Here is a 25,092-nt window from a genome sequence, read left to right as displayed (position 1 = left end):
CTCCGGGAACTCTCGTCTACACGTCTGCTGCGGTTTCCGTCACTTCGCTTCCCGCCAGATAGCAAAAAGCCCCGCCGGATCGGTCGGGGCTTTTGTCGTCTTGGGACGTGGGCAGGTTCAGCGACGCAGCTGCATCTGCCGGCGCGACTTGGGCGTATCGACGGGCACCGGGATCGCCAGTTGCTCGGCGGCCATATCGGTGGGGATACCGTCGCGCTTACCGCCGCCGGAACTGTCCTCATCCTCGGCCATGCGCATCACGGCGATCGCGAATTGCACACCGGAGAAGACGACCGTGTTGAAGACGATCAGCAGCGCCATCGCGATGTAACCGACATCCGAGGTGAAAATCAGGTGACGCAGATTGCCGACATTGAAGCCGAGAAGCAGGCCAACGAAGGCGAGCGCGATGAAGAAGCCGATGACGACGTTCTTGATGTAGAGCCGGACCAGTTCGGGCATGAAAAATCCTCCTGCTTACCTCACAATTTAGTGCATATTCCCAAGTTTCAAACGGGGAAACATGCCGTGACGGCGAGATCGGCGGGGGTTTGCCCGTGACATGGTGTCGCGAAGGGGCGGGGTGCGTTCGCTCAGAACGCGTCGGGCTGCAGCGCGCGCGCCATGTGATCGAGCACCGCGTTGACGAATTTCGGCTCTTTGCCCTCGGGGAAGAAGGCGCGCGCTACGTCGACAAACTCGGTGATGACGACGCGCGGCGGCGTCGCGGGGGTGATCAGCTCGGCCCCGGCGGCGCGGAACAGGGCGCGCAGCACCGGGTCGATCCGGTCGATCGGCCATTTCGCCACGAGCGCGCGATCGGTCGCCTGGTCAATCTTCGCCTGCCACGTCACCGCATCGTCGATCAGGCGACGGAACAGGTCGGGATTGCCCTCGGCCATCTCGGTACCGTCCTCGTCCACCGCGCCGAAGCGATAGGTCTCGAACTCCCGGCGCACCTTGTCCGCGCCCTGCCCGGCCGCTTCCATCTGAAAAAGCGCCTGAACCGCGTAAAGACGCGAGGCGGATTTCATCTGGCGCTTCTCCTCTTGAGTGAGCTTGCGCGGTTTCGGGGCGTCTTGGGGCGCGTCGGAGGAGGCGTCGTCGGTCATGCGTTATTCGATCCGTCAGTGTCGCCGGCGATACGGAAGGATTCGGCAGGCTTGAAGCCGATGCCCTTCGTCCGGCGCGCCCATTTGCGCGACAATGAGACAAGATGCAAGGCCGCAGCAGCCGCGCCGCCACCTTTGTTTTGATCGGCGGGATCGGCGCGCACGGCGGCCTGCTCGTAATTCTCGACCGTCAGGATACCGTTGCCGATGCAAATCCCTTCGAGCCCCATCAGCGTCAGCCCGCGCGAGCTGTCGTTGCAGACGGTCTCGTAATGGGTGGTCTCACCCCGGATTACGCAGCCAAGCGCGACGAAGCCGTCGTAATCCGCCATCCGCGCTGCCATCGCGATCGCGGTCGGAATTTCCAAGGCTCCCGGCACTTCGATCACGTCGACATGGGCGCCAGCTTCTTCGGCGGTGGCCTTCGCGCCCGCGATCAGGTTGTCCGCGATATCCTTGTAATAGGGCGCGACCACGATCAGCAGGCGCGGCGCGCTGTCGAATTTCGGCAGCTCGAGCGTGTAATGCGAAATTCCGGCCATGTCTTACTCCGTGATGGGTCGGGTGCCGACGATACGCAGGCCGTATGCGTCGATGCCTACATATTTCGTCTGCGGATTGTCGGTGAGAAGGATCAGGTCGTGAAGCCCCATGGAGGACAGGATCTGCGAGCCCAGACCGATCTGCTTGATCGTGCGCGGCCCCTGATCCTCTTCGCGCAGGAGGCGGTTCGAAGGGTCGCGGAAGAGGCAGACCAGTCCGCGACCTTCGGCAGCCACGATCTCCATCGCGCGGCGCACCTCGTCGGCAGGACCGGGACCGATGCCCAGTACATCATCGAGGATATTGAGCGAATGGGTGCGCACCAGAACCGGCTCGGGCGTCGAGATGTCGCCCTTCACCAGAACGATGTGATCGACGCCTTCCGCCATATCCGTGAAGACGCGCATCTCCCAGTCGCCGCCATGGCTGGAACTTACCATCTGGCGCACGCCCTCGCGCACGAGATTGTCGTGACGGCGACGATAGGCGATCAGGTCACTGATCGTGCCGATCTTCAGCCCGTGCTTCTTGCCGAAGGCGATCAGCCCTGGCAGGCGCAGCATGTGGCCGTCATCGCCCATGATCTCGCAGATCACGCCAGCGGGCTTGAGCCCGGCCAGACGGGCCACGTCCACGGCAGCCTCGGTATGGCCAGCGCGCACCAGCACACCACCGTCGCGCGCGCGCAGCGGGAAGATGTGGCCGGGCGAGGCGATATCCTGCGGCCCCTTGCTCGGATCGATCGCTACCTTGATCGTCTGCGCCCGGTCATGGGCGGAAATCCCGGTGGTGATGTTCTCGCGCGCCTCGATCGAAACGGTGAATGCGGTCTCATGGCGCATCGAATTGGCACGCACCATCGGCGCAAGGCCCAGTTGGTCGACGCGCTCTGCAGTGAGCGGCAGGCAGATCAGCCCGCGCCCATATGTCGCCATGAAGTTCACCGCTTCGGGGGTGCACTTCTCGGCGGGGATATACAGGTCGCCCTCGTTCTCGCGATCCTCGTGATCGACGAGGATCACCATGCGCCCGGCCTTTGCCTCGGCGATGATCTCTTCGGCAGGCGAGATAGCGTGGCGCAGGCTTTCCTCGACCTCGCCGGGCACGTCATGGGTGCCGGACTTGTCGACCGGGGTGAGGGGCTTTCCGTCGGAGGTCATGCGTTCCACTCCTGCAGCCGCGCGACGTAACGCGCGAGCGTGTCGATCTCGAGATTGATCCGGTCGCCTGCCTTGGCGTGGCCCCAGTTGGTGACCTGTTTGGTGTGCGGGATGATGTTCACGCCGAAGGTCGCGCCGTCGACCTCGTTCACGGTGAGCGAGGTACCGTTCAGCGCAACCGAGCCTTTCGGCGCGATGTATTTCGCGAGGGCGTCAGGCGCGCGGAAGGTAAACCGCGTACTGTCGCCCTCATCCACCATCGCCACGATCTCGGCCACGCCATCGACATGGCCCGAGACGATATGACCGCCCAGCTCGTCGCCTACTTTCAGCGCGCGTTCGAGATTGATCTTCTGCCCGACCTGCCAGCCGCCGCTGGCGTCATTGCCGCGACCGCCGATATTGGTCTTGGCCTGGCTCTCGGCGGAGATCTCCACGTCGAACCAGTTTTTCGGCTCGGTGCCGGTGGCGATCACGGTCAGACAGCAGCCGTCGCAAGCGATCGACGCGCCCAGCTCGATGCTGCCCACGTCATAGCTTGTGCCGATCCGCGCGCGCAGATCGCCGCGCTGCTCCAGCTCGAGAATTTCTCCGATATCGGTCACGATCCCGGTGAACATGGCATATCCCCTCAGATTTCGGACCTTAGCTAGCCCGCAGGGCGCGCCTTCGCAAGAGATGAGCGCCCCGCCGTCCCGTCACGCTATGCGCAGCCCCGCACAGCGCCTGCCCTAAAATTGTCCAATATTTAAGGGATTACCCCACAAACTCCGTGACTTCGCGCGGATCCTGCGCAATCAGGGAGGCAGGCCAAGGACACATGACTGGATGAACCGCTTCGAAAATCGCCACTTCCTGATGCTCCAGGGGCCCCACGGCCCCTTCTTTCATCAGCTTGGCGCGATGCTGCGGCAGGCGGGGGCGACGGTTTGGCGCGTGGGGTTTAATCGCGGGGACGAAGTTTTCTGGTTCGACAGCGCCTCCTATCTGCGCTTCGACGCCCCGCCGGAGGAGTGGGTCGGTTACCTGCGCGCCCTGATCGCCGAGAAAGGCATCACCGATCTCGTGCTCTATGGCGACACCCGCCCGATCCATGCGCAGGCCGTCGAGGTCGCGAAGGCTATGGGCCTGTGCGTGCATGTCTTCGAAGAGGGCTACGTCCGCCCCTACTGGGTCACTTACGAGCGCGGCGGCTCGAACGGACATTCCCGGCTGATGGAGATGTCGGTGGCGCAGATGCGCACCGCTCTCGCACAGTCCGAAATCGAGTTTCCCGACGCGCCGCCCCGCTGGGGCGATATGCGCCACCACGTGTTCTACGGCGCGCTCTACCATTTCTTCGTGATGCTGCGCCCCGGCCCCTATCGCCGTTTCCGCCCGCATCGCGACATCACCGTGTTTCAGGAATTCCGGCTCTGGCTGCGCCGCCTGCTGCTGATGCCGCTGCATATGCTGGAGCGCAGACGCGCGACGCGGCGCATCCGGAATGGCGGCTTCCCCTATCATCTCGTACTGCTGCAGCTCGAACACGATTCCAGCTTCCGGATGCATTCGCCCTTCGCGAGCCAGACCGAGTTCATCGATCTGGTGATGGAGAATTTCGCGAAAGGCGCGCCGCCCCACCATCATCTCGTCTTCAAGGCCCATCCGCTCGAAGACGGGCGCGCGCCGATCCGCGACACGATCCGCAAGGCGGCCCGCGCGCATGGGCTGGCGTCGCGCGTGCATTTCGTGCGCGGCGGCAAGCTGGCGGGGCTGCTGGCGCAAGCGCGCTCTGCGGTCACGGTCAATTCCACCGCGGCGCAACAGGCGCTGTGGCGTGGACTGCCGCTGAAATCGCTGGGCCGAGCGATCTTCGACAAGCCGGAATTCACATCCGCCCAACCGCTCGAAGCCTTCTTCGCAAGCCCGGCCCGCCCCGACAGCCGCGCCTATCGCGACTACCGCCACTACCTGCTGGAAACGAGCCAAGTTCCGGGCGGGTTCTACTCTGCGAAAGGCCGCCGCTCCCTGCTGAGACAGGTGGTCGACATGATGCTGGCGGTCGAAGATCCCTATGATGCGCTGGTCGCGGGCAACGCGGCCCCACGGCAACAGTTGCAGGTGGTGCGATAATTTTTCTCGTTTTTTTCCCGGGGCTTCGGTAGCTTGATCACAAAATGATAAGCAGCATCCCGAACGAGGAGCTCGAGCAGTGACCATTACCCCTTCCCGCAGGGCCGTTTTGACGGGCCTTTCCGCCACTCTTTTGACTGCATCTTGTAGCCTTCCGCGCTCCGGCCCCAACAAGCGCGAACTCTTCGCAGGCTCCGTGATGCGCCAGGGCGATGCGTTCGTCGTCAAGGTGAACGACTTCGTCACCCGCGCAACCGCCGTGCAGCCGGCTCTCGGCTTCACCTCCGATTTCGTCAACGCGGGCCAGATCGGCTCCGATACAATCCGCCCGGGCGACACGCTTTCGCTGTCGATCTGGGAAAACGTCGATGACGGGCTTCTGGCCAGCAAAGGCGCCAACGCGACCCAGCTGCAGCAGGTGCAGGTCGACGGCGCGGGCTTCATCTTCGTGCCCTACGCGGGCCGCATCAAGGCCGCGGGCAACACGCCCGACGGGCTGCGTCGCATCATCACCACCAAGCTCGATGCGCAGACCCCGGACCCGCAGGTTCTGGTGTCCCGCGTGGCGGGTGACGGGGCGACCGTGTCGGTCATGGGCGCAATCAACGGTCAGGGCGTCTACCCGATCGAGCGGCCGACGCGCACGCTCTCGGCGATGATCGCGCGCGCCGGTGGTGTCGGCATCCCCGCCGAAGTCGCACGTGTCACCGTCAAACGGGGCAACCGCTCGGAATCGGTCTGGCTGAAGGACCTCTACGAGAACCCGAAGATGGATATCGCGCTGCGCAATAGCGACGTGATTCTGGTCGAGAAAGACCAGCGCGCCTTCACCGCGCTCGGCGCGACAGGCACGCAATCGCGCGTCCCCTTCGAGACCCAGACCCTCTCGGCGCTCGAGGCGATCGCGACCGTGGGGGGGCTGCAGTCGAACCTCGCCGATCCGACCGGTGTCTTCGTCCTGCGCAACGAGCCTGCCGAGATCGCGGACAAGGTTCTGGGGCGCTCCGATCTGGTCGGCGATCAGCGCATGATCTACGTGCTCGACCTGACCCAGCCCAACGGCATGTTCATGGCGCGCGATTTCGCGATCCGCGACGGAGACACAGTCTACGTCACCGAGGCGCCCTTCGTGCAGTGGCAGAAGACGCTCTCGGCCCTTACCCAGCCGCTGGGAACGGTGAACACGCTCAACACGCTTGCCGGGAACTGATGCACCGCGACAGCGAACACGAGGCCGCCGGGACGATCCCCCGGCGGCTTTTTTTCTACAATGGCGGCGTGCTGCGACAGCCGCGCCTGCGCCAGATCTTGCGGGCGGCGGGCCACGCCCCGCGCCTTGGCATCCCCGGCCCCGAAGACGGCGTGATCGTCTGGGGCCGGTCGCCCTATGCGGCGCGCGGCGAGGCGGTGGCCGCAAAACGCGGTGTGCCGCTGATCCGGGTGGAGGATGCGTTCCTGCGCTCGATCCAGCCGGGCCGGACCGGCGCGCCGCCTTTGGGCCTGATCCTCGATCCGATGGGCGTGCACTTCGACAGCGCCCAGCCCTCGCGGCTCGAATATCTCCTTGCGACCGAGCCGCTCGACGATAGCGCCATCTTGCAGCGGGCCCGCGACGGGATCGCCCGGTTGAAGGCCTCAGACCTGTCGAAATACAACAATTTCGACCCGAACCTTCCCGTCCCCGATCCGGGCTACGTTCTGGTTATCGACCAAACGCGGGACGATGCTTCGATCACCCATGGCAGGGCGACAGCGGCGACATTTCGGGAGATGCTGGCCTATGCTCGGATCGAAAACCCCGGCGCGCGCATCTTGATCAAGACCCACCCCGAAACCCGCGCCGGGCTTCGCCCGGGCCACTACAGCCCGGAGGATTGCGACGCGAATTCCGAGATTTACGACGCGCCCGTATCCCCTTGGCAGCTACTCGAGGGCGCGATCGCGGTCTATACCGTCTCGTCGCTGATGGGCTACGAGGCGATCCTCGCAGGCCACAAGCCCCGCGTCTTCGGGCAACCATTCTACGCAAGCTGGGGCCTCACGCAGGACGAAAACCCCGTGCCGCGCCGGTCGCGTAGCCTGACCCGCGCGCAAATCTTCGCAGTGTCGCATATCCTCGCGCCGATCTGGTTCGATCCTTGTCGCAAGCGCCAGTGCAGCTTTGAGGAAGCGGTGGATCAGCTCGAGGCCGAAACCCGCGCCTATCGCGAGGATCGGCGGGGCTATGTCGCGGGCGGCATGTCGATCTGGAAACGTCCGCATCTGCGCAAATTTTTCGGCCGCCACGGACCGCTGCGCTTCAGCGAGACGCCCGACCCTGCGCGTCCCTTCCTGTATTGGGCTTCGCGTGAGGCACCTGCCAACAGCACACCGATCCGTGTTGAAGACGGCTTCCTCCGCTCGCGGGGCCTCGGAGCCGAACTCGTGCCGCCGCTATCGTTGATCGCGGATCGGACCGGCATCTATTACGACCCGACCCGGCCCAGTGATCTGGAAGCGTTGATCGCCCGCCCCCTGCCCCCGGGCGGCGAGGCCCGCGCGCGCAAGCTCATCGACCGGATCACCGCGAACAAGCTGACGAAATACAATCTCGGCGGCGCGCTTCCCAATCTGCCAGAAGGCCACAAAATCTTGGTGCCGGGGCAAGTCGAAGACGACGCCTCGATCCGGCTCGGCGCGGGGGAGACTTGCACAAATGCGATGCTTTTGGAGAGGACCAGGGCCGAAAACCCCCATTCAGTCATCCTTTTCAAACCTCATCCCGATGTCGTCGCTGGCCTCCGCCCCGGCGCGGTACCCGACGATGTCGCCAAGACCTACGCCGACCTGATCCTGCCCGACGCCGACACCGCCGCGCTGATCGAAGCGGTGGACGAGGTCTGGACCATGACCTCCGGTCTCGGCTTCGAGGCGTTGCTGCGCGGCAAAGCCGTCACGACGCTCGGTGCGCCCTTCTATGCCGGGTGGGGGCTGACGCGCGATCTCGGGCCAGTGCCCGCGCGCAGAACGGCGCGCCCCGATCTGCTGCACCTCGCCCATGCCGCGCTGATCGCCTATCCGCGCTACCTCGACCCGGTCAGCGGCCTTCCCTGCCCCGTCGAGGTCGCTCTGGATCGCCTGAGCGAGGGCCGCGCCCTGCCCCGTGGACCGCTCAACCGGATCGGCGCGAAGCTGCAGGGGGTGTTCGCGTCCTACGCGTGGGTCTGGCGCCGCCAGCGGTGAAGCAGGTCGTCGCCAATCGGGCGGCTCTCGGCCAGCCGGTAGCGCGGTGCACAAGCCAGCTCACTCACCCTCATATCGCCAACCCCGGCGCGACCATCCGCGCCCAGCACCATGCCCGCCGTGAAGCCGACCAACTCGTCCACCAGCTCCGCATTGATCAAAGAGGCCGCGAACTTCCCACCGCCTTCGCAGAACACGCGGGTCAGGCCGAACCCGGCCAGAGCCTCCATCAGCGCCAGCGGATCGAGACCGCCGCCAACTGTCTCGGCCACTTCGATCAGTTCCGCCCCCGCATCGCGCCAGAAGGCTTTCGCCTCCTTGGGCGCCGCCCCTCCGTGGATCAGCCAGAGCGGCGCGGCGTCCAGTGACCCAGCAAGCCGGTTGCGCGGGAGATTGAGCCTTGCAGACGCCACGATCCGCAGCGGCTGGCGCAAGGGCGTGAAGCTGCGCACGGTCAGCAGCGGATCATCGGCCCGCGCGGTGCCGCCGCCCACCATGACCGCATCGAATTCTGCGCGCATGGCATGGACGAGCGCACGCGATTCTGGCCCGGTGATCCACTGGCTCTCACCTGTGGAGGTGGCGATACGTCCGTCAAAACTGCTGGCGAGCTTGAGCGCGAGCCACGGCCGGGCGCGCGTGACGCGTGACAGGAAGCCGGCCTGCAGCTCACGCGCCTCCGCCTCCATGAGCCCGGTCTCCACTGCGACTCCGGCGTCGCGCAGCATCGTATGGCCGCCGCCCGAGACCCGCGGATCGGGGTCTTCCATCGCCGAGACGACCCGCGCCACGCCGGCCTCTGACAGAGCCAGCGCGCAGGGCGGCGTCTTTCCGTAATGGGCGCAAGGTTCCAGCGTGACATAGGCAGTCGCGCCGCGCGCCGCCTCCCCCGCTTGCGCGAGCGCACGCACCTCCGCATGGGGCCGCCCGCCCGGTTGGGTCCAGCCGCGCCCTATGACGCGGCCATCCTTCACGATCACGCAGCCTACGGCCGGGTTCGGCCAGACATTGCCAAGGCCCCGTCGCGCGAGCGTCAGGGCCATGGACATGAACCGCCGGTCGTTCTGGGTCACTCCGGGTCGCCCGCCCCCGGCGGACGCAATTCGGAGACGAACTTGTCGAAATCGTCCGCTTCCTGGAAGTTCTTGTAAACGCTGGCGAACCGGACGTAGCCGACCGTGTCGATCCGCGCGAGCGTCTCCATCACGATCTCGCCGATCACCTTCGAGGAGATGTCGGTCTCGCCCATGCTTTCCAGACGCCGCACAATCCCGGAGATCATCTGGTCGATCCGCTCGGGTTCGACGGGGCGCTTCTGCATCGCGATCCGGATCGAGCGTTCGAGCTTGTCGCGGTCAAAATCCTCACGCTTGCCAGAGGTCTTGATCACCACGAGATCGCGCAGCTGAACGCGTTCGTAGGTGGTAAACCGACCGCCGCAGGCCGGGCAGAACCGACGTCGCCGGATCGCGACGTGATCTTCCGCCGGGCGGCTATCCTTCACCTGAGTATCGACATTTCCGCAAAATGGGCAGCGCATTCGCTTTCCCCCGTTCGTTGTCCCGCCTCACGATAGGGTCTGCATGCCCCCCTTATCCACAAGACCTTAGCCTAGCGTCGATCGTTTGGGTAGGAAAAATCTGCCGCCCCCAGATGTGGCGGCAGGCTGTGGCGAATGAGACTCAGCGCAGGAGCGCGATGACCTCGCGACGGTGCGCACGGCTTCGATGTTCGAAAAGGTAAATTCCCTGCCACGTACCGAGCGTCATACGCCCGGAAATGACGGGAATCTGCAAGCTTACGGGTAGAAGCGCCGACTTGATATGCGCCGGCATATCGTCCGGGCCCTCATAGGTATGGGTGAGGTAGGACATGCTCGGGTCGGTCGAGGGCGGCACCAACCGATGAAAGAATTCGGTCAGATCGGTGCGGACCTCCGGATCGGCATTCTCCTGGATCGCGAGGCTCGCCGAGGTGTGGCGGATGAACAGCGTGAGCAACGCCTCCTCCGCATCGGCCCGCGCGACCCAAGCCGCGACGTCGCGCGTGAACTCGTAAAGACCCGGGCCCGTCGTCGCGATCTCGAACCGATGATGCATCAGCTTTTCGGCGCCGGACGCGCCTCGGACCGATCGGTCGCGACGATCGCGAGGCATTCGGGATTGATGTTCATGATCTTGCGCTCCTTTGCCCAGACGGCGTCTGCCTCGGATGCACTGAGGCCGCGCTTGACCATGGCCTTGGGCTGCGGCGTTCCATCCCCCACCCCGGACACCACCGAATAGGTGCCGCCACCCTCTTCCTGCACGTAGAGGAAACAGGTGCCCGCTTGATCCATGCGCGGCGCGCCCGGTTGCATCGTGCCGACCTGACAGGCGGCGAGAACGAGAGGGGCAAGCAGAAGAAGGCGGCTCATGGGTGGCTCCGTCGAAGTTTCATCAAGCCTAGCAACTGCTTGCGTGACGCGAAAGTGGCGATCACCCGACCCTGTCAGCTCAAGGCATGTACATCAAACCGTTCATGGTGCAGCCCAGCGGCGCGAGGTCGGCTTCGACTGCCGCCTTGTGCGTGTTGTATTCGACGTTATGAGCATCGATCGCCGCTTGGCTCGGGGCGTGACCGGACTCGCGCTGCGCCTTGGTCTCGGTCTCGAGGCGCGCGGCCTCGGCCTGATGGTCGCTGGCGAAGATCGCCTTGGCCTTTTCCCAATTCGCGTCGATTTCGTCTCGGCTATCCGCCTCGCAGGTAAAGAGATAGACCAGCTTCGCGGGCTTGTCCGGAATGTAGAATTGCGCGCGCTCGGCCGCATGAGCGGAACCGGCAGCCAGCAGCGCGGTCACGATAAACGTCATGAAGGTTTTCATACGCCCCTCCCCCGGATGACATGAAAACGCCCCCTAAAATCGGGGGCGTTTCAAAATAGTTAGGCTTACTGGTCGAGGAACGAGCGCAGCTTGCGCGAGCGGCTCGGATGCTTGAGCTTGCGCAGTGCCTTTGCTTCGATCTGTCGGATACGTTCGCGAGTGACCGAGAACTGCTGGCCCACCTCTTCGAGCGTGTGGTCGGTGTTCATGCCAATGCCGAAGCGCATCCGCAGAACCCGCTCCTCGCGCGGGGTGAGCGAGGCCAGAACCCGCGTCGTCGTTTCCTTCAGGTTCTCCTGAATGGCACTGTCGAGCGGCAGAACGGCGTTCTTGTCCTCGATGAAATCGCCAAGCTGGCTGTCTTCCTCGTCGCCGATCGGCGTCTCGAGTGAGATCGGCTCCTTGGCGATCTTCATCACCTTGCGGACCTTCTCGAGCGGCATCTGCAGCTTGTCGGCCAGTTCCTCCGGCGTCGGCTCGCGGCCGATCTCGTGGAGCATCTGGCGACCGGTGCGGACCAGCTTGTTGATCGTCTCGATCATGTGGACCGGGATACGGATGGTGCGCGCCTGATCCGCGATCGAGCGGGTGATCGCCTGACGGATCCACCACGTCGCATAGGTCGAGAACTTGTAGCCGCGGCGGTATTCGAACTTGTCCACCGCCTTCATCAGGCCGATGTTACCTTCCTGGATCAGGTCGAGGAATTGCAGGCCGCGGTTGGTGTATTTCTTCGCGATCGAGATCACGAGACGAAGGTTCGCCTCGACCATCTCTTTCTTGGCCTGACGGGCTTCTTTCTCGCCCTTCTGGACCTGCTGCACGATACGGCGGAATTCGGAGATATCGACGCCGACATACTGACCGACCTGAGCCATCTCGGCGCGCAGCTCTTCGACCTTGTCGGCGGAGCGCTCGAACAGGGCCTGCCATGCGCGGCCCGACTTCGCCTGCATCCGCTCGGACCAGCTCGGGTCGAGCTCGTAGCCGCGATACTCTTCGATGAATTCGCGACGGTTGATGCGAGCCTGATCGGCGAGCTTCACCATTCCGCTGTCGATCGACATGATCTTGCGGTTGATACCGTAGAGCTGGTCGATCAGCGCTTCGATCCGGTTGTTGTGCAGATGAAGCGAGTTCACCAGTTCGACGATCTCGGAGCGCAGTTTCTGATATGCGGCTTCCTCGGTGACCGAGAAAGAGCCATCCTCGTTCAGCGTCGCCGACATCCGCAGGTCCTGCATCTCGGCAAGCAGCGCGTAATCACCAGCGATCAGCTCGAGCGTCTCGAGAACGCGCGGCTTCAGCGCGGCTTCCATCGCGGCGAGCGACAGGTTCGCGCCTTCATCCTCGTCGTCATCGTCGGACTGGATCGGGTTGCCGTCGGCGTCGAGTTCGGGCTCCGACTTGCCGCTGTCGTCGTCCGATTTCGGCTCGCCCTCGACGGCGGGCCCTTCGATCTCTTCCTCTTCGCCTTCGACTCCTTCGAGCGAATTGCCGAAAGTGGTCTCGAGGTCGATCACGTCGCGCAGGAGAATTTCTTCGTTGAGAAGTTCATCGCGCCAGATCGTGATTGCCTGGAAGGTCAGCGGGCTTTCGCAAAGCCCCGCGATCATCGTGTTGCGGCCAGCCTCGATGCGCTTGGCGATGGCGATTTCGCCCTCGCGGGAGAGCAGCTCGACCGAGCCCATCTCGCGCAGGTACATCCGTACCGGGTCATCGGTGCGATCGAGCGTTTCCGAGGTGGTGGTCGACACCGCGACTTCGCGCGAACCGGACCCGGTCGTCGCGACCTGGCCGCCCTGGCTGCTGCCCTCTTCCTCGTCGGCTTCTTCCGCCTCGATGACGTTGATGCCCATCTCCGAGAGCATCGACATCACATCCTCGATCTGGTCGCCGGAGACCTGATCTTGCGGCATCACCTTGTTGAGTTGGTCATAGGTGATGAACCCACGTTCCTTCGCCTCGGCGATCATCCGCTTCACGGCGGCCTGACTCATGTCGAAGGACGTCGCGTCGTCGCTCGGGGTGTCGGATTTATTGTCGTCGATGTCTTTGGCGGCCATGTGGGCTCCTCGGTCAGGGCTTGGTTGTGCTCAAGCTATGACGAAAGCGAATCATATCTCGTCTGTGTATCGAATCGCAGCGGCGAATCACAGGGGCGCGAGGGGCTGTGGACATAAAGTTGATACTGAATGTGTCCGCAACAATTCGCTTTCCCATAATCCGAAGGCCCGCTGCCATCCGGCTCATTGTTTCTTACGCCAGATTTCCCCGTCGATCATGGCCTGAAGCGTCGCGGACAGCGCCGCCTGATCTTCGCCCATATCGGAGGAGTCCTCCAGTTTCGATCTCTCGGCGCGATGGCGCAGCGATGCTGCTTGCGCCAGACGCCATGTCACGCCTTCGTCGGCAAGCCCCGCCAGATCCTCCATAGCGTCGGCGACCTCTTCGCGCACGGCGCGAGCGGCGTCCAGCTTGGCCAATTCCTCGGTCAGGCACATGCGGGCCAGATCGAGGTTCTCGGCGTTGCGAACCGGGGGGGCAGAGCGCAAATGGGGCAGGTTCAACAGCTTTTCAAGGTCAGCCGCCATTTCCGCGTACAGGTTTTTCGCGATTTCCGGGGCGGGTGCGGCCACATGCATAAGCATCCGGTGTCGTAGCCGGTCATGTGTCTCATCGCGCAGTGGAATGGCTTCGAGTTCCGCTTCGAATTCCGCGATCAGGGCCGGATGCGTGACGCAGATGCCGAGGATCATCGCTTCGCGCAGATGCTCTGCCACGTCGTTCGGCGCTGTCGCGAGCAATGAGGAGCGCGTCTCGGGCAAGGCAGGCGGCGGCGCACCGAAACGGCCTTTGCCGCGCTTGCCGCCAGAGCCGAAACCGCCTGGAATAAAACCGCCACGCGAAGGCTGCGCCCCGCCCGGAGAATGCCCCTGTGGACCGCCTTGGGGACCGGTGCCAAACAGCTCCCAACGCAGGCGCTTTATTTCGTCGCCGTAATGGCCCCGGATCGAGGGATCCTGAATGCGCGAAATCGCGGCGCGCAGGCTCTTGTCCAAGGCAGCGCGGCGTTCGGGACTGTCGAAGACCTTGCCCTCGGTCTCGCGCTGCCACAGCAGCGAGACCATCGGCTTTGCCTCGGACAGGATCGTCTCCATCGCCTCGCGCCCCTGCTTGCGGATCACGTCATCCGGGTCGAGCCCCGGCGGCATGATCGCGAAACGCACGCCCTTCCCCGCCTCCAGCAACGGCAGCGCGAGATCGATCACCCGCAGCGCCGCGCGCAGGCCCGCCGTATCGCCATCGAGCGCGATGATCGGCTCGTCATGGATGCGCCACATCAGGCGCAACTGATCTTCGGTGATCGCGGTGCCCAGCGGTGCGACCGCCCCGCCGAAGCCACCCTCGACCATGGCGATCACATCCATGTAGCCTTCGCAGACCACGAGCGGCGCGCCCTTGCCGCAGGCTTCGCGCGCAGGACCGTGGTTATAGAGCGAGCGCCCCTTGTCGAAGAGCGCGGTCTCGGGCGAGTTGAGATATTTCGCCGGGTCGTTCGGATCCATCGCGCGCCCGCCGAAGGCGATGCAGCGCCCGCGCGGATCGCGGATCGGAAAGATGATACGGTTGCGGAAAACGTCGAAGGGCTCGCGCCCCTTCTGACTCTCCTTCGCGAGGCCGGCGCCCTTGATCAGGTCGTCGGAAATTCCCTTCGCCTTGAGCGCATCGCGCAGCCCCTGCCAACCGGGCGGGGCGAAGCCGATCTCGAAACGGTCGATGGCGGGTTTGTTCAGGCTGCGACCGGCCAGATAGTCGCGCGCGGCGTTTCCGGCCTGCGTGTTCAGGTGAAGGCGGAAATACTTCACCGCCTCTTCCATCACGTTGGCCAGCTCAGTACGCAGATCGGCCTTCTCCTGCGCCATCGGATCGCGGGCGGGCATCTGCATCCCGGCCTCACGGGCGAGAATTTCCACCGCCTCCATGAAGCTGACATTCTCGGTCTCGCGCACGAAGCTCAGCGCGTCGCCCTTCGCGTGGCAGCCGAAGCAGTAGTAATAGCCCTTGCGATCATCGACATGGAACGAGGCCGATTTTTCCTGGTGGAACGGGCATGGCGCCCACATGTCGCCCTTCGCCTGGTTCGACTTGCGCATATCCCAAATGACCTTGCGCCCCACGACCTGAGCGATCGAGGAACGGCTGCGCAATTCGTCGAGAAATCCGGGCGGCAAACTCATGGCCTCTATATTGGCCCCAAGCCCGGCAGAGTCGAGAGGAGGCGCAGAGCTACCCACAGCTTTCGCGCCACTCGCGGCCATGAACTTTGCGTCAGCGAAAGCCGCAGACCGCATAATTTCAGACAAGTTAACCTAGTTTAAACGACTCGGTTCCAAAGACAGGGCTTGCCCTCTCAGGGCCGCGCGATTGACCCACTTTTGGGAAACGGTGGCGCCCCGGAAGTCGCATTTCACAGTCAAAGCACAACAACTCCATGAAGTTAGACAAGGTTTTGCCTTAATTTCGCCGTAGGAATTACGGAGCTTAGTTCGGTGTTTTTTTGCGAGTTTTCTCCGCTGGCGGCGAGGCCAACTGACATGGAGAAGGAGGTCTGGATGAGGGACAAATACGGACAGAACGGCTTGGCACGCCGTATCGAGAACACGCGCGCCCGAATGGGGCGGTTCGCGCAGGATGAAGATGGAGCGGTCTTCATCTTCAGTCTGCAGGTCCTAATCGTGCTGATGGTCATTGGCGGCATCGCGATCGACTTCGTGCGCCAGGACGAACGCCGTACGCTCATCCAAAGTTCGCTCGACCGGGCCGCTCTCGCGGCAGCCAATCTGGATCAGACGCTCGACCCTGCGCTCGTGGCAAAGGATTACCTTTCCGCGAGCGGCCTCGACTATCTCAACATCCAACCCGAAGTCGAAGAGGGCGCGCAGAAGGAATATCGCCGCGTGTCGATGACCGCGCAGGATGACATGCCGACGATCTTCGGCGACCTGATCGGCTTCGGCGTCAAATCCTTCCGCTCGAACACCCACGCGCAAGCCGAGGAATCGATCGGCAATGTCGAGATTTCGATGGTGCTCGACGTGTCCGGTTCGATGGGCCAGACCGATTCCGGCTCCTATTACGGCGTGACGAAAATCGCATCGCTGCGCGATGCCGCGACGAATTTCACGAAGAAGATGTTTGACAACGTGCAACCGCCCGGGGCGCCCGCCGGACGCCTTTCCATCTCGATCGTGCCCTACAACCAGCAGGTCTCTCTCGGCCCCGATCTGGCCTCGGCCTATAATCTTTCGACCGATCACAGCTACAACACCTGCGCCGACGTGCAACTTCAGGGCTTCAACAGCGTGAGCCTGCCGACCTCCGGGTTGCAGCGCACCATGTATGGCTGGAGCTACGATTTCGTCGGCCAGAACATGTATGTCCAGAAGCGCATCAGCGATTCAGGCGAGAACTGCTACGAGCACAGCTACGGCGACATCATGGCATTCGAGGACAACCAGAGCGATATTCTCAACAAGATCTCTTCGCTGCGCGCAGGCGGCGACACCGCGATCGACATCGGGGCCCGCTGGGGCTTTGCGCTGCTCGACCCGTCGGCGAAACCGGCCGCCACGGCGCTGGTCGAGGCTGGAACGATTTCGTCTGACGTGGCCGACCGCCCCCTGCCCTATCCCGCCACCGGGCTGAGCGTCGACGAACGCTCGATGAAGGTGATGATTCTGATGACCGATGGTCAGAACACGCGCTCCTTCTCGACACGGATGCAGTATCGGACCGGCAATTCCGGCCTTTATTCGACGGTGAGTTCGACGTCGTTCAACGATGACTACACGACCATGTCGAAAATGTACTGGTTCTCTCAGGAACGTCAGGATCTGGGCGAAAAGCCTTATTACTCTTTCGCCGACCGCAACTGGTATGCGCCCGAGGAGATCGGCGATACGACCACGAAGTGGGTCTATGGACGCTATTGCACCACCGACTACTGGGGGCGCGAATCCTGCTCGTATGGCTGGTACCAGGAAAAACAGTTCGTTCACCGCGACCTGAACGCGATCGACTGGCGTACGATCTGGAGCAAGGGATGGTCGCTCCAATACGTAATTCAGACCTTCCTCCTGCCGCCGCGCCAGCGCCTCGATCCGGAGGAATCCGTGGCGTCGATTTACGATGAGATGGCTATCTCTTCGATGTTCTCGGAGAAGGACAGGAACCTGCACGACGTCTGCAAGGCCGCGAAAGACAAGGAAATCATCGTCTTTACCGTCGCCGTTGATGCCCCCCAGAGCGGCAAGACCGCACTGGCCGACTGCAGCTCCGGCCCGAGCTACCAATACGACGTCGACTCCGCCAATCTCGCGGATGCGTTTTCCTCGATCGCGACGCAGATCTCGACTCTGCGCCTGACCAACTGACCGGGGAACGCAGAGCATGGCATCGAGGCAGAGACATAAGCGAGCTTTCCTGAGGGCGGAGGACGGGGCGGTGACGATCCCCGCCCTGTTCTGGATCGTGTTCCTGATCTTCTTCATGTTCGCCGGGATCGAGCTGGGCGTGATCTTCATCAAGCAGACCCTGCTGACCCGCGCGACCGAAGCCACGAGCCGCATCGTCCGTATCGGCAACTACTCCAGCATCGACGAAAAGACGCTGCGCCATGAAATCTGCAAACAGGCAGGCTTCTTCGGCAGCACCTGCATGAATCGGGTTTCCGTCGAGATGTTTCAGGTGGACAAGACCGACTGGACGTCCTCCATCGCCAACCATCCGGTGCGCTGCGAGGATTTCTCGGACGTGACCAAGCCGCCACCTGCCGGCACGCTGGAGGCCGCCATTCCCGATCAGCTGATTCTCGTGCGGGTCTGTTTGCGCGAGAAACCGATGATGCTGGAAGACTTCATCGCCCAGGCTTTCCTGAAGGCATCGCCGGTCGGCGCGGATGGCGATTACGCTCTGGTTGCAACGACCGCGATCGTGATCGAACCGGCGGTCGCTTCAACCACTGGCAGTGGAGGAACCTGAGCGATGCTGATGCCAAAGTTGCGCAATCTGCTCCACCGTTTCCGCAAGGACGAAGCCGGCTCCATCCCGATCGAGGGGCTTCTGGCCTTCATCATGCTGTCGGGCTGGCTGATCCTGTCGATCGAAATCTATGACGTATTCAAGATCCGCGGCGCCGCGACCCGGGCCAATGTGACGGTCTCGGACCTGATCTCGCGCGAGCGAGATCCGATCGGCCCCAAATACGTCGCGGGCATCAAGAAAGTGTTCGACTTCACGACCGGCAATAATGACCCGTCGCGCAGCTGGATTCGCGTGACGTTGGTGAGATGCTGGGACGATCCGCTGGATCTGGGCCACACCTGCAACGATCCTGCCGAAGGCAGCGACGCGAAGAAGGTACAGCTCGAAAATTCCTACGCGACCGGGTTGGCGCAAAGCTACACGCAGGAGGCGCTCGACCTGGAAGCGGATCGCATTCCGATCCTCGCCGCGGGCGATCAGGCGTTGATCGTGGAGACCTCCTACGCCTACGACCTGCCGTTCAAGCTGTCCGAGGCCTACAAGGCCTATCTCGCATCGATCGGCAAAGACCCGAGCAAGCATTTCGTGGGCTTCCACGACGCGATCTCGTTCGACAATTTCATCGTAACCCGGCCGCGCGTCGCCCGCCTGACGTGGCTTGACGATCACTGAGGCGCTGCGCGACCGTGGCCCTCAGTGGTGGTCGCGCCAGCGATTGACGATCGGGTAGCGGCGATCCAGCCAGAAGGCCTTGCTCGAGAGACGCGTGCCAGGCGCGGACTGGTGACGCTTCCATTCCGAGATATAGAGCAGATGCTCGACCTTCTTGACGGTGTCGCGATCGTAGCCTTCGGCAACGAGATCGGCGACCGATGCGTCGCCCTCCACCAGTCCTTCGAGAATACCATCGAGTACCGGATAGGGCGGCAGGCTGTCCTCGTCCTTCTGGTCGGGGCGTAGTTCCGCGGAGGGCGGCTTGTCGATGATCGCGCGCGGGATCACCTCGCCCCCGGGGCCCTTCATCCAGTCGCGGTGATTGGCGTTGCGCCAACGGCAGGTCTCGAAGACGCGGGTCTTGTAGAGATCCTTGATCGGATTGTAGCCGCCCGCCATGTCGCCGTAGATCGTCGCATAGCCCACGGCCATCTCGGACTTGTTGCCGGTGGTCAGAAGCATCTCGCCGAACTTGTTCGACAGCGCCATCAGCATCACACCGCGCAGGCGCGACTGGATGTTTTCCTCGGTCACGTCGGGCTGAGTGCCCTCCATCAGATGGGCAAGCGCATCCGAGACCGCATCGCGCGCCCCGTCGATCCGCACCGTGTCGAGGCGCATCCCCTGCCGCGTCGCTAGATCGGCCGCGTGATCGAGCGATCCCTGCGAGGTGTATTCCGAGGGCAGCATCACGCAATGCACGGCCTCCGGCCCCAGCGCGTCCGCTGCGATTGTCGCGACCAGCGCGGAGTCGATCCCGCCCGACAGGCCGAGAACGACCTTGGAGAAGCCCGACTTGCGCAGGTAATCACCGAGGCTTTCGACCATGGCGCGGTAGTCCTGCTCCCATTCCGAGGGCTGCGGATCGTCCCGGCCCGCAACGCAGGCCCAGCCCTCACCGTCACGCTCGAAATCGACATGGTCGATGATCTCGTCGAAAGGCGCGAATTGCGCGGCCAACTGGCCGTGACGGTTCAGCACGAAGCTCGCCCCGTCGAAGACCTGATCGTCCTGCCCACCGACCGAGTTGAGATAGGCGAGCGGCAGCCCGGTCTCGACCACGCGCGCGACCATGTGGGTCATCCGTACGTCGAGTTTGTTGCGGTGATAGGGTGAACCGTTCGGCACGATCAGGATCTCGGCCCCGGTCTCGGCCAGCGTCTCGGCCACATCCGGATGCCACGCATCCTCGCAGATCGGCGTCCCGATGCGCACGCCGTTGATCGCGTAGGGCCCGGAGATCTGGCCGGTATCGTAGATGCGATACTCGTCGAAAATCCCGTGATGCGGCAGATCGTGCTTGAGCATCCGCGCGACCAGCGCGCCGTCTTTCCAGACCCAGTAGGCGTTATACTGCCCCTGCTCCGTCCAGTAGGGCCCGCCGATGCCCAGCGCTGGGCCATCGGAAATCCGCGCGCCCAGCGCCTCCATCGCGGCGACCGCGTCGCGCACGAAGGCGGGCTTCGCGATCAGGTCCTGCGTCTGGTAGCCGGTCAGGAACATCTCGGGTAGCACGACCATGTCGGCGCCTGCGCGCTTGCCCTCCTGCCATGCGGCGAAGGCCTTCTCGGCATTGGCCTCCAGCGCGCCCACGGTGGGGTTGAGCTGGGCCATGGTGAGGCGGAAACGATCGGCCATAAGCGTCCTCGGGGCTGTTATCGCCCCCTCATTTAGCAGAAAACGATGGGGTGAAAAGGGGATGGCTGCCCTGCATTCGCCGCCCCTTCCCTTACGCGGCCCCGACACGACCGCCCTGCCCGCTTGTCAGGCTACCCCCGCGCAATTAACCTTTCCCCAAGCCCGGCAGAGCGCGAATCCACGCGCTCGCGAGACCGGGGCACAGGCAGCACCATCAGGGGGCACCATGGCAGGCGCGCAGCTTCGCATCGCGACATTGGCAGTTCTGATCGGATGCGCCGCGCAGATCGCGCCGGCGCAAGAGGTCATCACCAAGCAATACGACGACGGCGGCCTCTACAAGGGCACCTTCACCGATGGCAAGCAGGACGGCTACGGCAGCTACAAGCTCCCCTCGGGCTACGAATACGAAGGCCAATGGGTGATGGGCGAGATCAAGGGCGAGGGCCGCGCGCGCTTCCCCAACGGCTCGGTCTACGAGGGCCAGTTCGACCACGGCAAACCCAACGGCAAGGGCAAGATCACCTTCGCCGATGGCGGCACCTACGAGGGCGACTGGCTCAACGGTCAGATCACCGGCACCGGCACCGCGCATTACGCCAACGGCTCGGTCTATAAGGGCCAGTTCCGCAACGCGATGCATGACGGCAAGGGCACGCTCGAGAGCGCGAACGGCTATCGCTACGAGGGCGACTGGCTAGGCGGCGTCAAGCAAGGCATGGGCAAGATCACCTATCCCGACGGCTCTACCTACGAGGGCCAGATGGCGCATGGCCAGCGCGACGGCACCGGCACGCTCACAATGGCGGACGGGCTGACCTATGTCGGCGAGTGGAAGGCCGGCCAGATGAACGGCCGCGGCACGCTCACCCAACCCAATGGCGACGTCTATGAAGGCCAGATGGTCAACGGCAAGCGTCACGGGACCGGCAAGGTCACCTATGCCAATGGCGACACTTACGAAGGCGAGTTCCTCCTCGACAAGCGCCACGGCACCGGCACCTTCCACGGCAAGGACGGCTACGTATACACGGGCCAGTGGAAGGAAGGCCGGATCGAAGGTCAGGGCAAGGTGAAATACCCCGACGGCTCGGTCTACGAGGGCAGCTTCAAGAACGACCTGCCCGACGGTCAGGGCAAGATCACCTATCCCGACGGCTCCAGCTACGAGGGCGGCTGGGCGCATGGCGTCATACAGGGCACCGGCACGGCGCGCTACGCGAACGGGCTCGTCTACGAGGGCGAGTTCAAGAACGCGCGCAATGACGGGAAGGGCAAGATGACCTACCCGGACGGCTACAGCTACGAGGGCGATTGGGTGAACGGGCAGCGCGAGGGTCAGGGCGTCGCGCGCTATGCCGACGGCACGACCTACGAGGGCGGTTTCAAGAACGGCCAGCGCGACGGAACCGGCAAGCTGACCATGCCGGACGGGTTCACTTACGAGGGCCAGTGGCGCAACGGTGCGATCGACGGGCAAGGCCGCGCAACCTATGCCAATGGCGACACCTACGAGGGCAGCTTCGCGAATGGCAAGCGCGAGGGGCAAGGCACGATGACCTACGCCTCCGGGAACGTCGCGAGCGGCGAGTGGTCGAATGACAAGCTCCAGGATACCAGCGCGCCTGCGACGCAGGCGACGCCCGATGCCAGTACCGAGACTCCACCAGCCCCGGCGAACGAACCGGACGCGCAATCCGCTCCGTCTGCAAACTGATCCGGACGCGAGACCGGGCCGAGCGCCCTACAAGGCCTCGCCCCTGTCGAGCTTCTCCAGCAGCGCCTCCGCCGTCTTCAGCTTGGCCTCACGGGTCTCTGTCTTCTGCTTGTCCCAGTTGCGATAGACCAGCCCCATGCGCGGATTGCCCTCGAACCGGTCGCGATGCCGGTCGAGGAAATGCCAGTAAAGGCTGTTGAACGGGCAAGCTTTTTCCCCGTCCTTCGCCTTCACGTCATAGGCGCAGCCGTCGCAGTAATCGGACATCTTGTCGATATAGGCGCCCGAGGAAATGTAAGGTTTCGAGGCCACCACTCCGCCATCGGCGAACTGGCTCATCCCCGCCGTGTTCGGCGCCTCCACCCATTCATAGGCGTCGATATAGACGGCGAGATACCAGTCCTGCACTTGGCGCGGGTCGATGCCTGCCAGCAGCGCGAAATTGCCCGTGACCATCAGCCGCTGGATATGATGCGCATAGGCCAGATCGCGGGTCTGCCCGATCGCGGCCTTCATGCAGACCATCTCCGTCTCGCCCGACCAGTAGAACCACGGTAGATCACGTTTGTGGTGCAGCGCGTTGCGCGAGGTGTAATCCGGCCCTTCGAGGAAATAAATGCCGCGCATGTATTCCCGCCAACCGAGAATCTGCCGGATGAACCCTTCCACCGAATTGATCGGCGCGTCCCCCGCCTTGTACGCCTCTTCCGCGGCCTTGCAGACCTCCAGCGGCGAAAGCAGACCGAGATTGATGCTCGACGACAGGATCGAGTGATGCAGCAGCCGGTCCCCGGCCAACATCGCGTCCTGATAGGTCCCGAAATCGTGCAGATTGTGGGCGATGAGATGCTCCAGCGCGCGTTCGGCCTGCGCGCGGCTGACCGGCCAGTTGAATTCGTCGAGCGATCCGAAATTATCGGGAAATTCCGCCTCGACCATCTCGAGCACCTCCTGCACGAGCGCATCCTTGCGGAAGGTCGGCGCGGGCTCGCGGAACAGGTCGGGCTGGGCGGGCTTGCGGTTCTCCTTGTCAAAATTCCATTCGCCGCCCGCCGGGTCGTCACCTTCCATCAAGAGCCCCGTTTCGCGACGCATCTCGCGGTAGAACCACTCCATCCGGAGCTCCTTGCGCCCCTCGGCCCAGTCGGCGAAGCGCTTTTCAGAGCAGATAAAGCGATCGTCGGGCAGTTGCCGGATCTTGATCGGCGCGCTCTCGAAGGCCTGACGCAAGCGCCATTCGCCGGGGGCGAGTGTGATGACCTCGTCGGCCCCCTCTTCTTCGGCGCGGCGCGCGAATTCGCCAACCAACGAGCCCGCGTTGTCGTCATCGGTCAGCTTGGTGTAGCGGACCTGCCAGCCGTCGCGCTCCAACTCGTCGGCGAAGCGGCGCATCGCGGCGAAGGTCAGCGCCAGCTTCTGCTTGTGATGGCCGGTATAGGTCGCTTCCTCGCGCACCTCGGCCATCACGACCACGTCCGCGCTCTTGTCGCCGCAGCGCAAAGCCGCGCCGTCATGGCTCAGCTGATCGCCCAGCACCGCGATCAGCTTAGTCATAGATCATCTTCCGGGTCATGCCGCCATCGACGACCAGCACCTGCCCCGTCACAAAGCCCGCGTCAGCGAGGTAGAGCACGGCCTCGGCAATGTCACTCGGCTCACCCACACGGCCCACGGGATGCTGCGCGTGATCCGCTTCGCCCAAGGCCTCGCCGCTCGAATTGATCCAGCCGGGGGCAATCGCGTTGACCCGCACCTCCGGCCCAAGGCTCACCGCCATCGCATGGGTCAGCGACGTGACGCCGCCCTTCGCCGCCGCATAGGCGAAGGTATCGGGCTCGGATTGCAGCGCGCGCGTCGAGGCCATGTTGACCACTGCCCCCTGCCCTTTGCGCAAGGCGGGCAAAGCCTCGCGCGCCATCAGGAACGTCCCGGTCAGATGCGGGTCGATCCACTTGTGCCACGCCTCCAGCGTCAGCTCCTCCAACGGTCCGCATTCGGGATCGGCCGGCCCACCATTGTTCACCAGGAGATCGAGCGTCTCGAACCCGGCCTCCGCGACCGCAGACCGAACATCGTCTTCGCTCCCCAGATCGCAACGGATCGCTTGCAGGCCTTCGCGCGCCTCCAGCGGGCCGATATCCAGATCGAGCGCCGCGACCTGCCAGCCGCGATCCAGCAGCGCCTCGGTGATGGCGCGACCGATGCCGCGCGCGGCGCCGGTGACGATGGCGTTTCGGGTTACCATGGAATCTCCTTGCCTGCGTAGTCGTAAAAGCCGCCCGATTGCGCGGGCGTCAGCGCGCCCAACACATCCAGCAACCGGCGCGCGGCGTCTTCGGGGGCGAGCTTGTCGCGCGGGTAATCGGCGGTAAAGGGGGTGTCTACCGTGCCCGGATGCAGCGCCGCGATCACGAGCTGCTTGTGAGAGCGCCCCAGCTCGATCGCCGCGCCATGCAGCAGCTGGTTCAGGGCCGCTTTCGAGGTCCGATAGCTATACCAACCGCCCAAACCGTTATCGCCGATCGAGCCGACCCGCGCCGAGAGCGCCGCGAACCGTGCGGGCTTGTCCCGGGGCAGAAGGCGGGCTGCATGTTTCAAGACCAGCGCCGGACCCATCGCGTTCACGGCGAACTGGCTCTGCAATTCCTCGGGGGTCAGATGCGACAAGGCCTTTTCCGGCGTACCGAGCGCGCCCGAGGCCACGAAGATCAGATCGACCGGCTCGTCGATCCCGCGCAGCCCCGCCTCGACCGCGCGTTCATCCGTGACATCGAACGCGTCGCGCGACCGCGACAGCCCCGTCACCGCGAAGCCGCGCGCCTCCAGCTCCGCCTGGATCGCCGCGCCGATCCCGCCCGTATCTCCGATCACGATTGCCTGACCTGCCACTGTCGCCTCCGTTATATGCGCCCAAAGGCTACGCGGCCCCACCTCCAGCGGTTCCTTTTTTGCTTTTCATT

The 25,092-nt window shown here is 63.8% G+C and carries 23 protein-coding genes; 7 read left to right on the top strand and 16 right to left on the bottom strand.

Annotation, left to right across the window (positions count from 1 at the left end; translation table 11 throughout):
* Positions 1 to 117: 117 nt before the first annotated feature.
* From B6V73_RS15820 to B6V73_RS15800, 5 genes are all read right to left on the bottom strand, one after another.
* Positions 118 to 462 (bottom strand): hypothetical protein, encoded by a 345-nt coding sequence (locus tag B6V73_RS15820; RefSeq protein WP_088719704.1) that lies wholly within the window; start codon positions 460 to 462, stop codon positions 118 to 120.
* 131 nt (positions 463 to 593) lie between these two features.
* A complete protein-coding gene (nusB, locus tag B6V73_RS15815; RefSeq protein ID WP_075774222.1) occupies positions 594 to 1,112 on the bottom strand; it encodes a transcription antitermination factor NusB in 519 nt (172 codons plus the stop codon).
* On the bottom strand, positions 1,109 to 1,654 hold the full coding sequence (locus tag B6V73_RS15810; RefSeq protein WP_075774221.1) for a 6,7-dimethyl-8-ribityllumazine synthase: 546 nt from the start codon (positions 1,652 to 1,654) through the stop codon (positions 1,109 to 1,111). The genes nusB and B6V73_RS15810 overlap by 4 nt, the downstream gene beginning before the upstream one ends.
* Positions 1,655 to 1,657: 3 nt before the next feature.
* A complete protein-coding gene (gene ribB, locus B6V73_RS15805; RefSeq protein ID WP_075774220.1) occupies positions 1,658 to 2,815 on the bottom strand; it encodes a 3,4-dihydroxy-2-butanone-4-phosphate synthase in 1,158 nt (385 codons plus the stop codon).
* The gene (locus tag B6V73_RS15800; protein ID WP_075774219.1) at positions 2,812 to 3,435 is read right to left on the bottom strand and encodes a riboflavin synthase; all 624 of its coding nucleotides are present in this window, start codon (positions 3,433 to 3,435) and stop codon (positions 2,812 to 2,814) included. Before B6V73_RS15800 ends, ribB begins: the two co-directional genes overlap by 4 nt.
* Positions 3,436 to 3,643: 208 nt before the next feature.
* Here B6V73_RS15800 and B6V73_RS15795 point away from each other — a divergent pair, with 208 nt between their 5' ends.
* The 3 genes from B6V73_RS15795 to B6V73_RS15785 all read left to right on the top strand — a co-directional run bounded on the left by B6V73_RS15795 (position 3,644) and on the right by B6V73_RS15785 (position 8,152).
* A complete protein-coding gene (locus B6V73_RS15795; RefSeq protein WP_088725713.1) occupies positions 3,644 to 4,930 on the top strand; it encodes a capsular biosynthesis protein in 1,287 nt (428 codons plus the stop codon).
* Positions 4,931 to 5,129: 199 nt separating this feature from the next.
* Positions 5,130 to 6,140, top strand: coding sequence for a polysaccharide biosynthesis/export family protein (locus B6V73_RS15790; protein WP_088725712.1), 1,011 nt, complete (start codon positions 5,130 to 5,132; stop codon positions 6,138 to 6,140).
* A complete protein-coding gene (locus B6V73_RS15785; RefSeq protein WP_088725711.1) occupies positions 6,140 to 8,152 on the top strand; it encodes a capsular polysaccharide biosynthesis protein in 2,013 nt (670 codons plus the stop codon). The genes B6V73_RS15790 and B6V73_RS15785 overlap by 1 nt, the downstream gene beginning before the upstream one ends.
* On the opposite strand, the gene ribD is transcribed toward B6V73_RS15785, so the two are convergent.
* The 7 genes from ribD to dnaG form a co-directional block, all read right to left on the bottom strand.
* The gene (gene ribD, locus B6V73_RS15780; RefSeq protein ID WP_088725710.1) at positions 8,122 to 9,225 is read right to left on the bottom strand and encodes a bifunctional diaminohydroxyphosphoribosylaminopyrimidine deaminase/5-amino-6-(5-phosphoribosylamino)uracil reductase RibD; all 1,104 of its coding nucleotides are present in this window, start codon (positions 9,223 to 9,225) and stop codon (positions 8,122 to 8,124) included. The genes B6V73_RS15785 and ribD overlap by 31 nt on opposite strands.
* Positions 9,222 to 9,692, bottom strand: a complete 471-nt coding sequence (nrdR, locus tag B6V73_RS15775) for a transcriptional regulator NrdR (RefSeq protein ID WP_075774214.1) — start codon at positions 9,690 to 9,692, stop codon at positions 9,222 to 9,224. The genes ribD and nrdR overlap by 4 nt, the downstream gene beginning before the upstream one ends.
* Before the next feature lie 142 nt (positions 9,693 to 9,834).
* Positions 9,835 to 10,251, bottom strand: coding sequence for a secondary thiamine-phosphate synthase enzyme YjbQ (locus B6V73_RS15770; protein WP_088725709.1), 417 nt, complete (start codon positions 10,249 to 10,251; stop codon positions 9,835 to 9,837).
* Positions 10,251 to 10,568, bottom strand: a complete 318-nt coding sequence (locus tag B6V73_RS15765) for a hypothetical protein (RefSeq protein ID WP_088725708.1) — start codon at positions 10,566 to 10,568, stop codon at positions 10,251 to 10,253. The genes B6V73_RS15770 and B6V73_RS15765 overlap by 1 nt, the downstream gene beginning before the upstream one ends.
* Positions 10,569 to 10,647: 79 nt before the next feature.
* Positions 10,648 to 11,016, bottom strand: a complete 369-nt coding sequence (locus tag B6V73_RS15760) for a hypothetical protein (RefSeq protein ID WP_088719697.1) — start codon at positions 11,014 to 11,016, stop codon at positions 10,648 to 10,650.
* Positions 11,017 to 11,081: 65 nt separating this feature from the next.
* Positions 11,082 to 13,082 carry an RNA polymerase sigma factor RpoD gene (gene rpoD / locus B6V73_RS15755; protein WP_088719696.1) on the bottom strand — a complete coding sequence of 667 codons (2,001 nt, stop codon included), beginning with the start codon at positions 13,080 to 13,082 and terminating at the stop codon, positions 11,082 to 11,084.
* 183 nt (positions 13,083 to 13,265) lie between these two features.
* Positions 13,266 to 15,257, bottom strand: a complete 1,992-nt coding sequence (gene dnaG / locus B6V73_RS15750; protein WP_088725707.1) for a DNA primase — start codon at positions 15,255 to 15,257, stop codon at positions 13,266 to 13,268.
* Between the two features lie 375 nt (positions 15,258 to 15,632).
* On the opposite strand from dnaG, the gene B6V73_RS15745 reads away from it, so the two are divergent.
* The 3 genes from B6V73_RS15745 (at position 15,633) to B6V73_RS15735 (ending at position 18,735) form a co-directional block, all read left to right on the top strand.
* The gene (locus B6V73_RS15745; protein WP_168174911.1) at positions 15,633 to 17,453 is read left to right on the top strand and encodes a TadE/TadG family type IV pilus assembly protein; all 1,821 of its coding nucleotides are present in this window, start codon (positions 15,633 to 15,635) and stop codon (positions 17,451 to 17,453) included.
* A gap of 70 nt (positions 17,454 to 17,523) precedes the next feature.
* A complete protein-coding gene (locus tag B6V73_RS15740) occupies positions 17,524 to 18,060 on the top strand; it encodes a hypothetical protein (RefSeq protein WP_088725705.1) in 537 nt (178 codons plus the stop codon).
* A gap of 3 nt (positions 18,061 to 18,063) precedes the next feature.
* Complete coding sequence (locus tag B6V73_RS15735; protein WP_088722425.1) at positions 18,064 to 18,735, top strand: hypothetical protein; 672 nt, start codon at positions 18,064 to 18,066, stop codon at positions 18,733 to 18,735.
* A 21-nt stretch (positions 18,736 to 18,756) separates the two neighbouring features.
* Here the strand turns inward: B6V73_RS15735 and B6V73_RS15730 are convergent, their stop codons facing one another.
* A complete protein-coding gene (locus tag B6V73_RS15730) occupies positions 18,757 to 20,415 on the bottom strand; it encodes an NAD+ synthase (RefSeq protein ID WP_088725704.1) in 1,659 nt (552 codons plus the stop codon).
* 226 nt (positions 20,416 to 20,641) lie between these two features.
* On the opposite strand from B6V73_RS15730, the gene B6V73_RS15725 reads away from it, so the two are divergent.
* Positions 20,642 to 22,132, top strand: a complete 1,491-nt coding sequence (locus B6V73_RS15725; protein WP_088725703.1) for a 2-isopropylmalate synthase — start codon at positions 20,642 to 20,644, stop codon at positions 22,130 to 22,132.
* A gap of 27 nt (positions 22,133 to 22,159) precedes the next feature.
* Here the strand turns inward: B6V73_RS15725 and B6V73_RS15720 are convergent, their stop codons facing one another.
* From B6V73_RS15720 to B6V73_RS15710, 3 genes are read right to left on the bottom strand one after another with little or no spacing between them, the layout of a single operon-like run.
* The gene (locus B6V73_RS15720) at positions 22,160 to 23,686 is read right to left on the bottom strand and encodes a cryptochrome/photolyase family protein (protein WP_088725702.1); all 1,527 of its coding nucleotides are present in this window, start codon (positions 23,684 to 23,686) and stop codon (positions 22,160 to 22,162) included.
* Entirely contained in the window at positions 23,679 to 24,377 is a 699-nt protein-coding gene (locus tag B6V73_RS15715) for an SDR family oxidoreductase (protein WP_088725701.1), read from the bottom strand. The genes B6V73_RS15720 and B6V73_RS15715 overlap by 8 nt, the downstream gene beginning before the upstream one ends.
* A complete protein-coding gene (locus B6V73_RS15710; RefSeq protein WP_088719688.1) occupies positions 24,371 to 25,021 on the bottom strand; it encodes an SDR family NAD(P)-dependent oxidoreductase in 651 nt (216 codons plus the stop codon). Before B6V73_RS15710 ends, B6V73_RS15715 begins: the two co-directional genes overlap by 7 nt.
* Between the last annotated feature and the right edge of the window lie 71 nt (positions 25,022 to 25,092).

The organism is Thioclava sp. JM3, assembly GCF_002213185.1.
Lineage (GTDB): Bacteria > Pseudomonadota > Alphaproteobacteria > Rhodobacterales > Rhodobacteraceae > Thioclava > Thioclava nitratireducens.
This window is presented reverse-complemented; position numbering and strand designations above follow the sequence as displayed.

Excerpts from the sequence above, each read along its gene's own strand:
- B6V73_RS15820 (WP_088719704.1), bottom strand. The coding sequence starts at position 462 with ATGCCCGAACTGGTCCGGCTCTACATCAAGAACGTCGTCATCGGCTTC.
- nusB (WP_075774222.1), bottom strand. The coding sequence starts at position 1,112 with ATGACCGACGACGCCTCCTCCGACGCGCCCCAAGACGCCCCGAAACCG.
- B6V73_RS15810 (WP_075774221.1), bottom strand. The coding sequence starts at position 1,654 with ATGGCCGGAATTTCGCATTACACGCTCGAGCTGCCGAAATTCGACAGC.
- ribB (WP_075774220.1), bottom strand. The coding sequence starts at position 2,815 with ATGACCTCCGACGGAAAGCCCCTCACCCCGGTCGACAAGTCCGGCACC.
- B6V73_RS15800 (WP_075774219.1), bottom strand. The coding sequence starts at position 3,435 with ATGTTCACCGGGATCGTGACCGATATCGGAGAAATTCTCGAGCTGGAG.
- B6V73_RS15795 (WP_088725713.1), top strand. The coding sequence starts at position 3,644 with ATGAACCGCTTCGAAAATCGCCACTTCCTGATGCTCCAGGGGCCCCAC.
- B6V73_RS15790 (WP_088725712.1), top strand. The coding sequence starts at position 5,130 with ATGCGCCAGGGCGATGCGTTCGTCGTCAAGGTGAACGACTTCGTCACC.
- B6V73_RS15785 (WP_088725711.1), top strand. The coding sequence starts at position 6,140 with ATGCACCGCGACAGCGAACACGAGGCCGCCGGGACGATCCCCCGGCGG.
- nrdR (WP_075774214.1), bottom strand. The coding sequence starts at position 9,692 with ATGCGCTGCCCATTTTGCGGAAATGTCGATACTCAGGTGAAGGATAGC.
- B6V73_RS15770 (WP_088725709.1), bottom strand. The coding sequence starts at position 10,251 with ATGCATCATCGGTTCGAGATCGCGACGACGGGCCCGGGTCTTTACGAG.
- B6V73_RS15765 (WP_088725708.1), bottom strand. The coding sequence starts at position 10,568 with ATGAGCCGCCTTCTTCTGCTTGCCCCTCTCGTTCTCGCCGCCTGTCAG.
- B6V73_RS15760 (WP_088719697.1), bottom strand. The coding sequence starts at position 11,016 with ATGAAAACCTTCATGACGTTTATCGTGACCGCGCTGCTGGCTGCCGGT.
- rpoD (WP_088719696.1), bottom strand. The coding sequence starts at position 13,082 with ATGGCCGCCAAAGACATCGACGACAATAAATCCGACACCCCGAGCGAC.
- dnaG (WP_088725707.1), bottom strand. The coding sequence starts at position 15,257 with ATGAGTTTGCCGCCCGGATTTCTCGACGAATTGCGCAGCCGTTCCTCG.
- B6V73_RS15745 (WP_168174911.1), top strand. The coding sequence starts at position 15,633 with ATGAGGGACAAATACGGACAGAACGGCTTGGCACGCCGTATCGAGAAC.
- B6V73_RS15735 (WP_088722425.1), top strand. The coding sequence starts at position 18,064 with ATGCTGATGCCAAAGTTGCGCAATCTGCTCCACCGTTTCCGCAAGGAC.
- B6V73_RS15730 (WP_088725704.1), bottom strand. The coding sequence starts at position 20,415 with ATGGCCGATCGTTTCCGCCTCACCATGGCCCAGCTCAACCCCACCGTG.
- B6V73_RS15725 (WP_088725703.1), top strand. The coding sequence starts at position 20,642 with ATGGCAGGCGCGCAGCTTCGCATCGCGACATTGGCAGTTCTGATCGGA.
- B6V73_RS15720 (WP_088725702.1), bottom strand. The coding sequence starts at position 23,686 with ATGACTAAGCTGATCGCGGTGCTGGGCGATCAGCTGAGCCATGACGGC.
- B6V73_RS15715 (WP_088725701.1), bottom strand. The coding sequence starts at position 24,377 with ATGGTAACCCGAAACGCCATCGTCACCGGCGCCGCGCGCGGCATCGGT.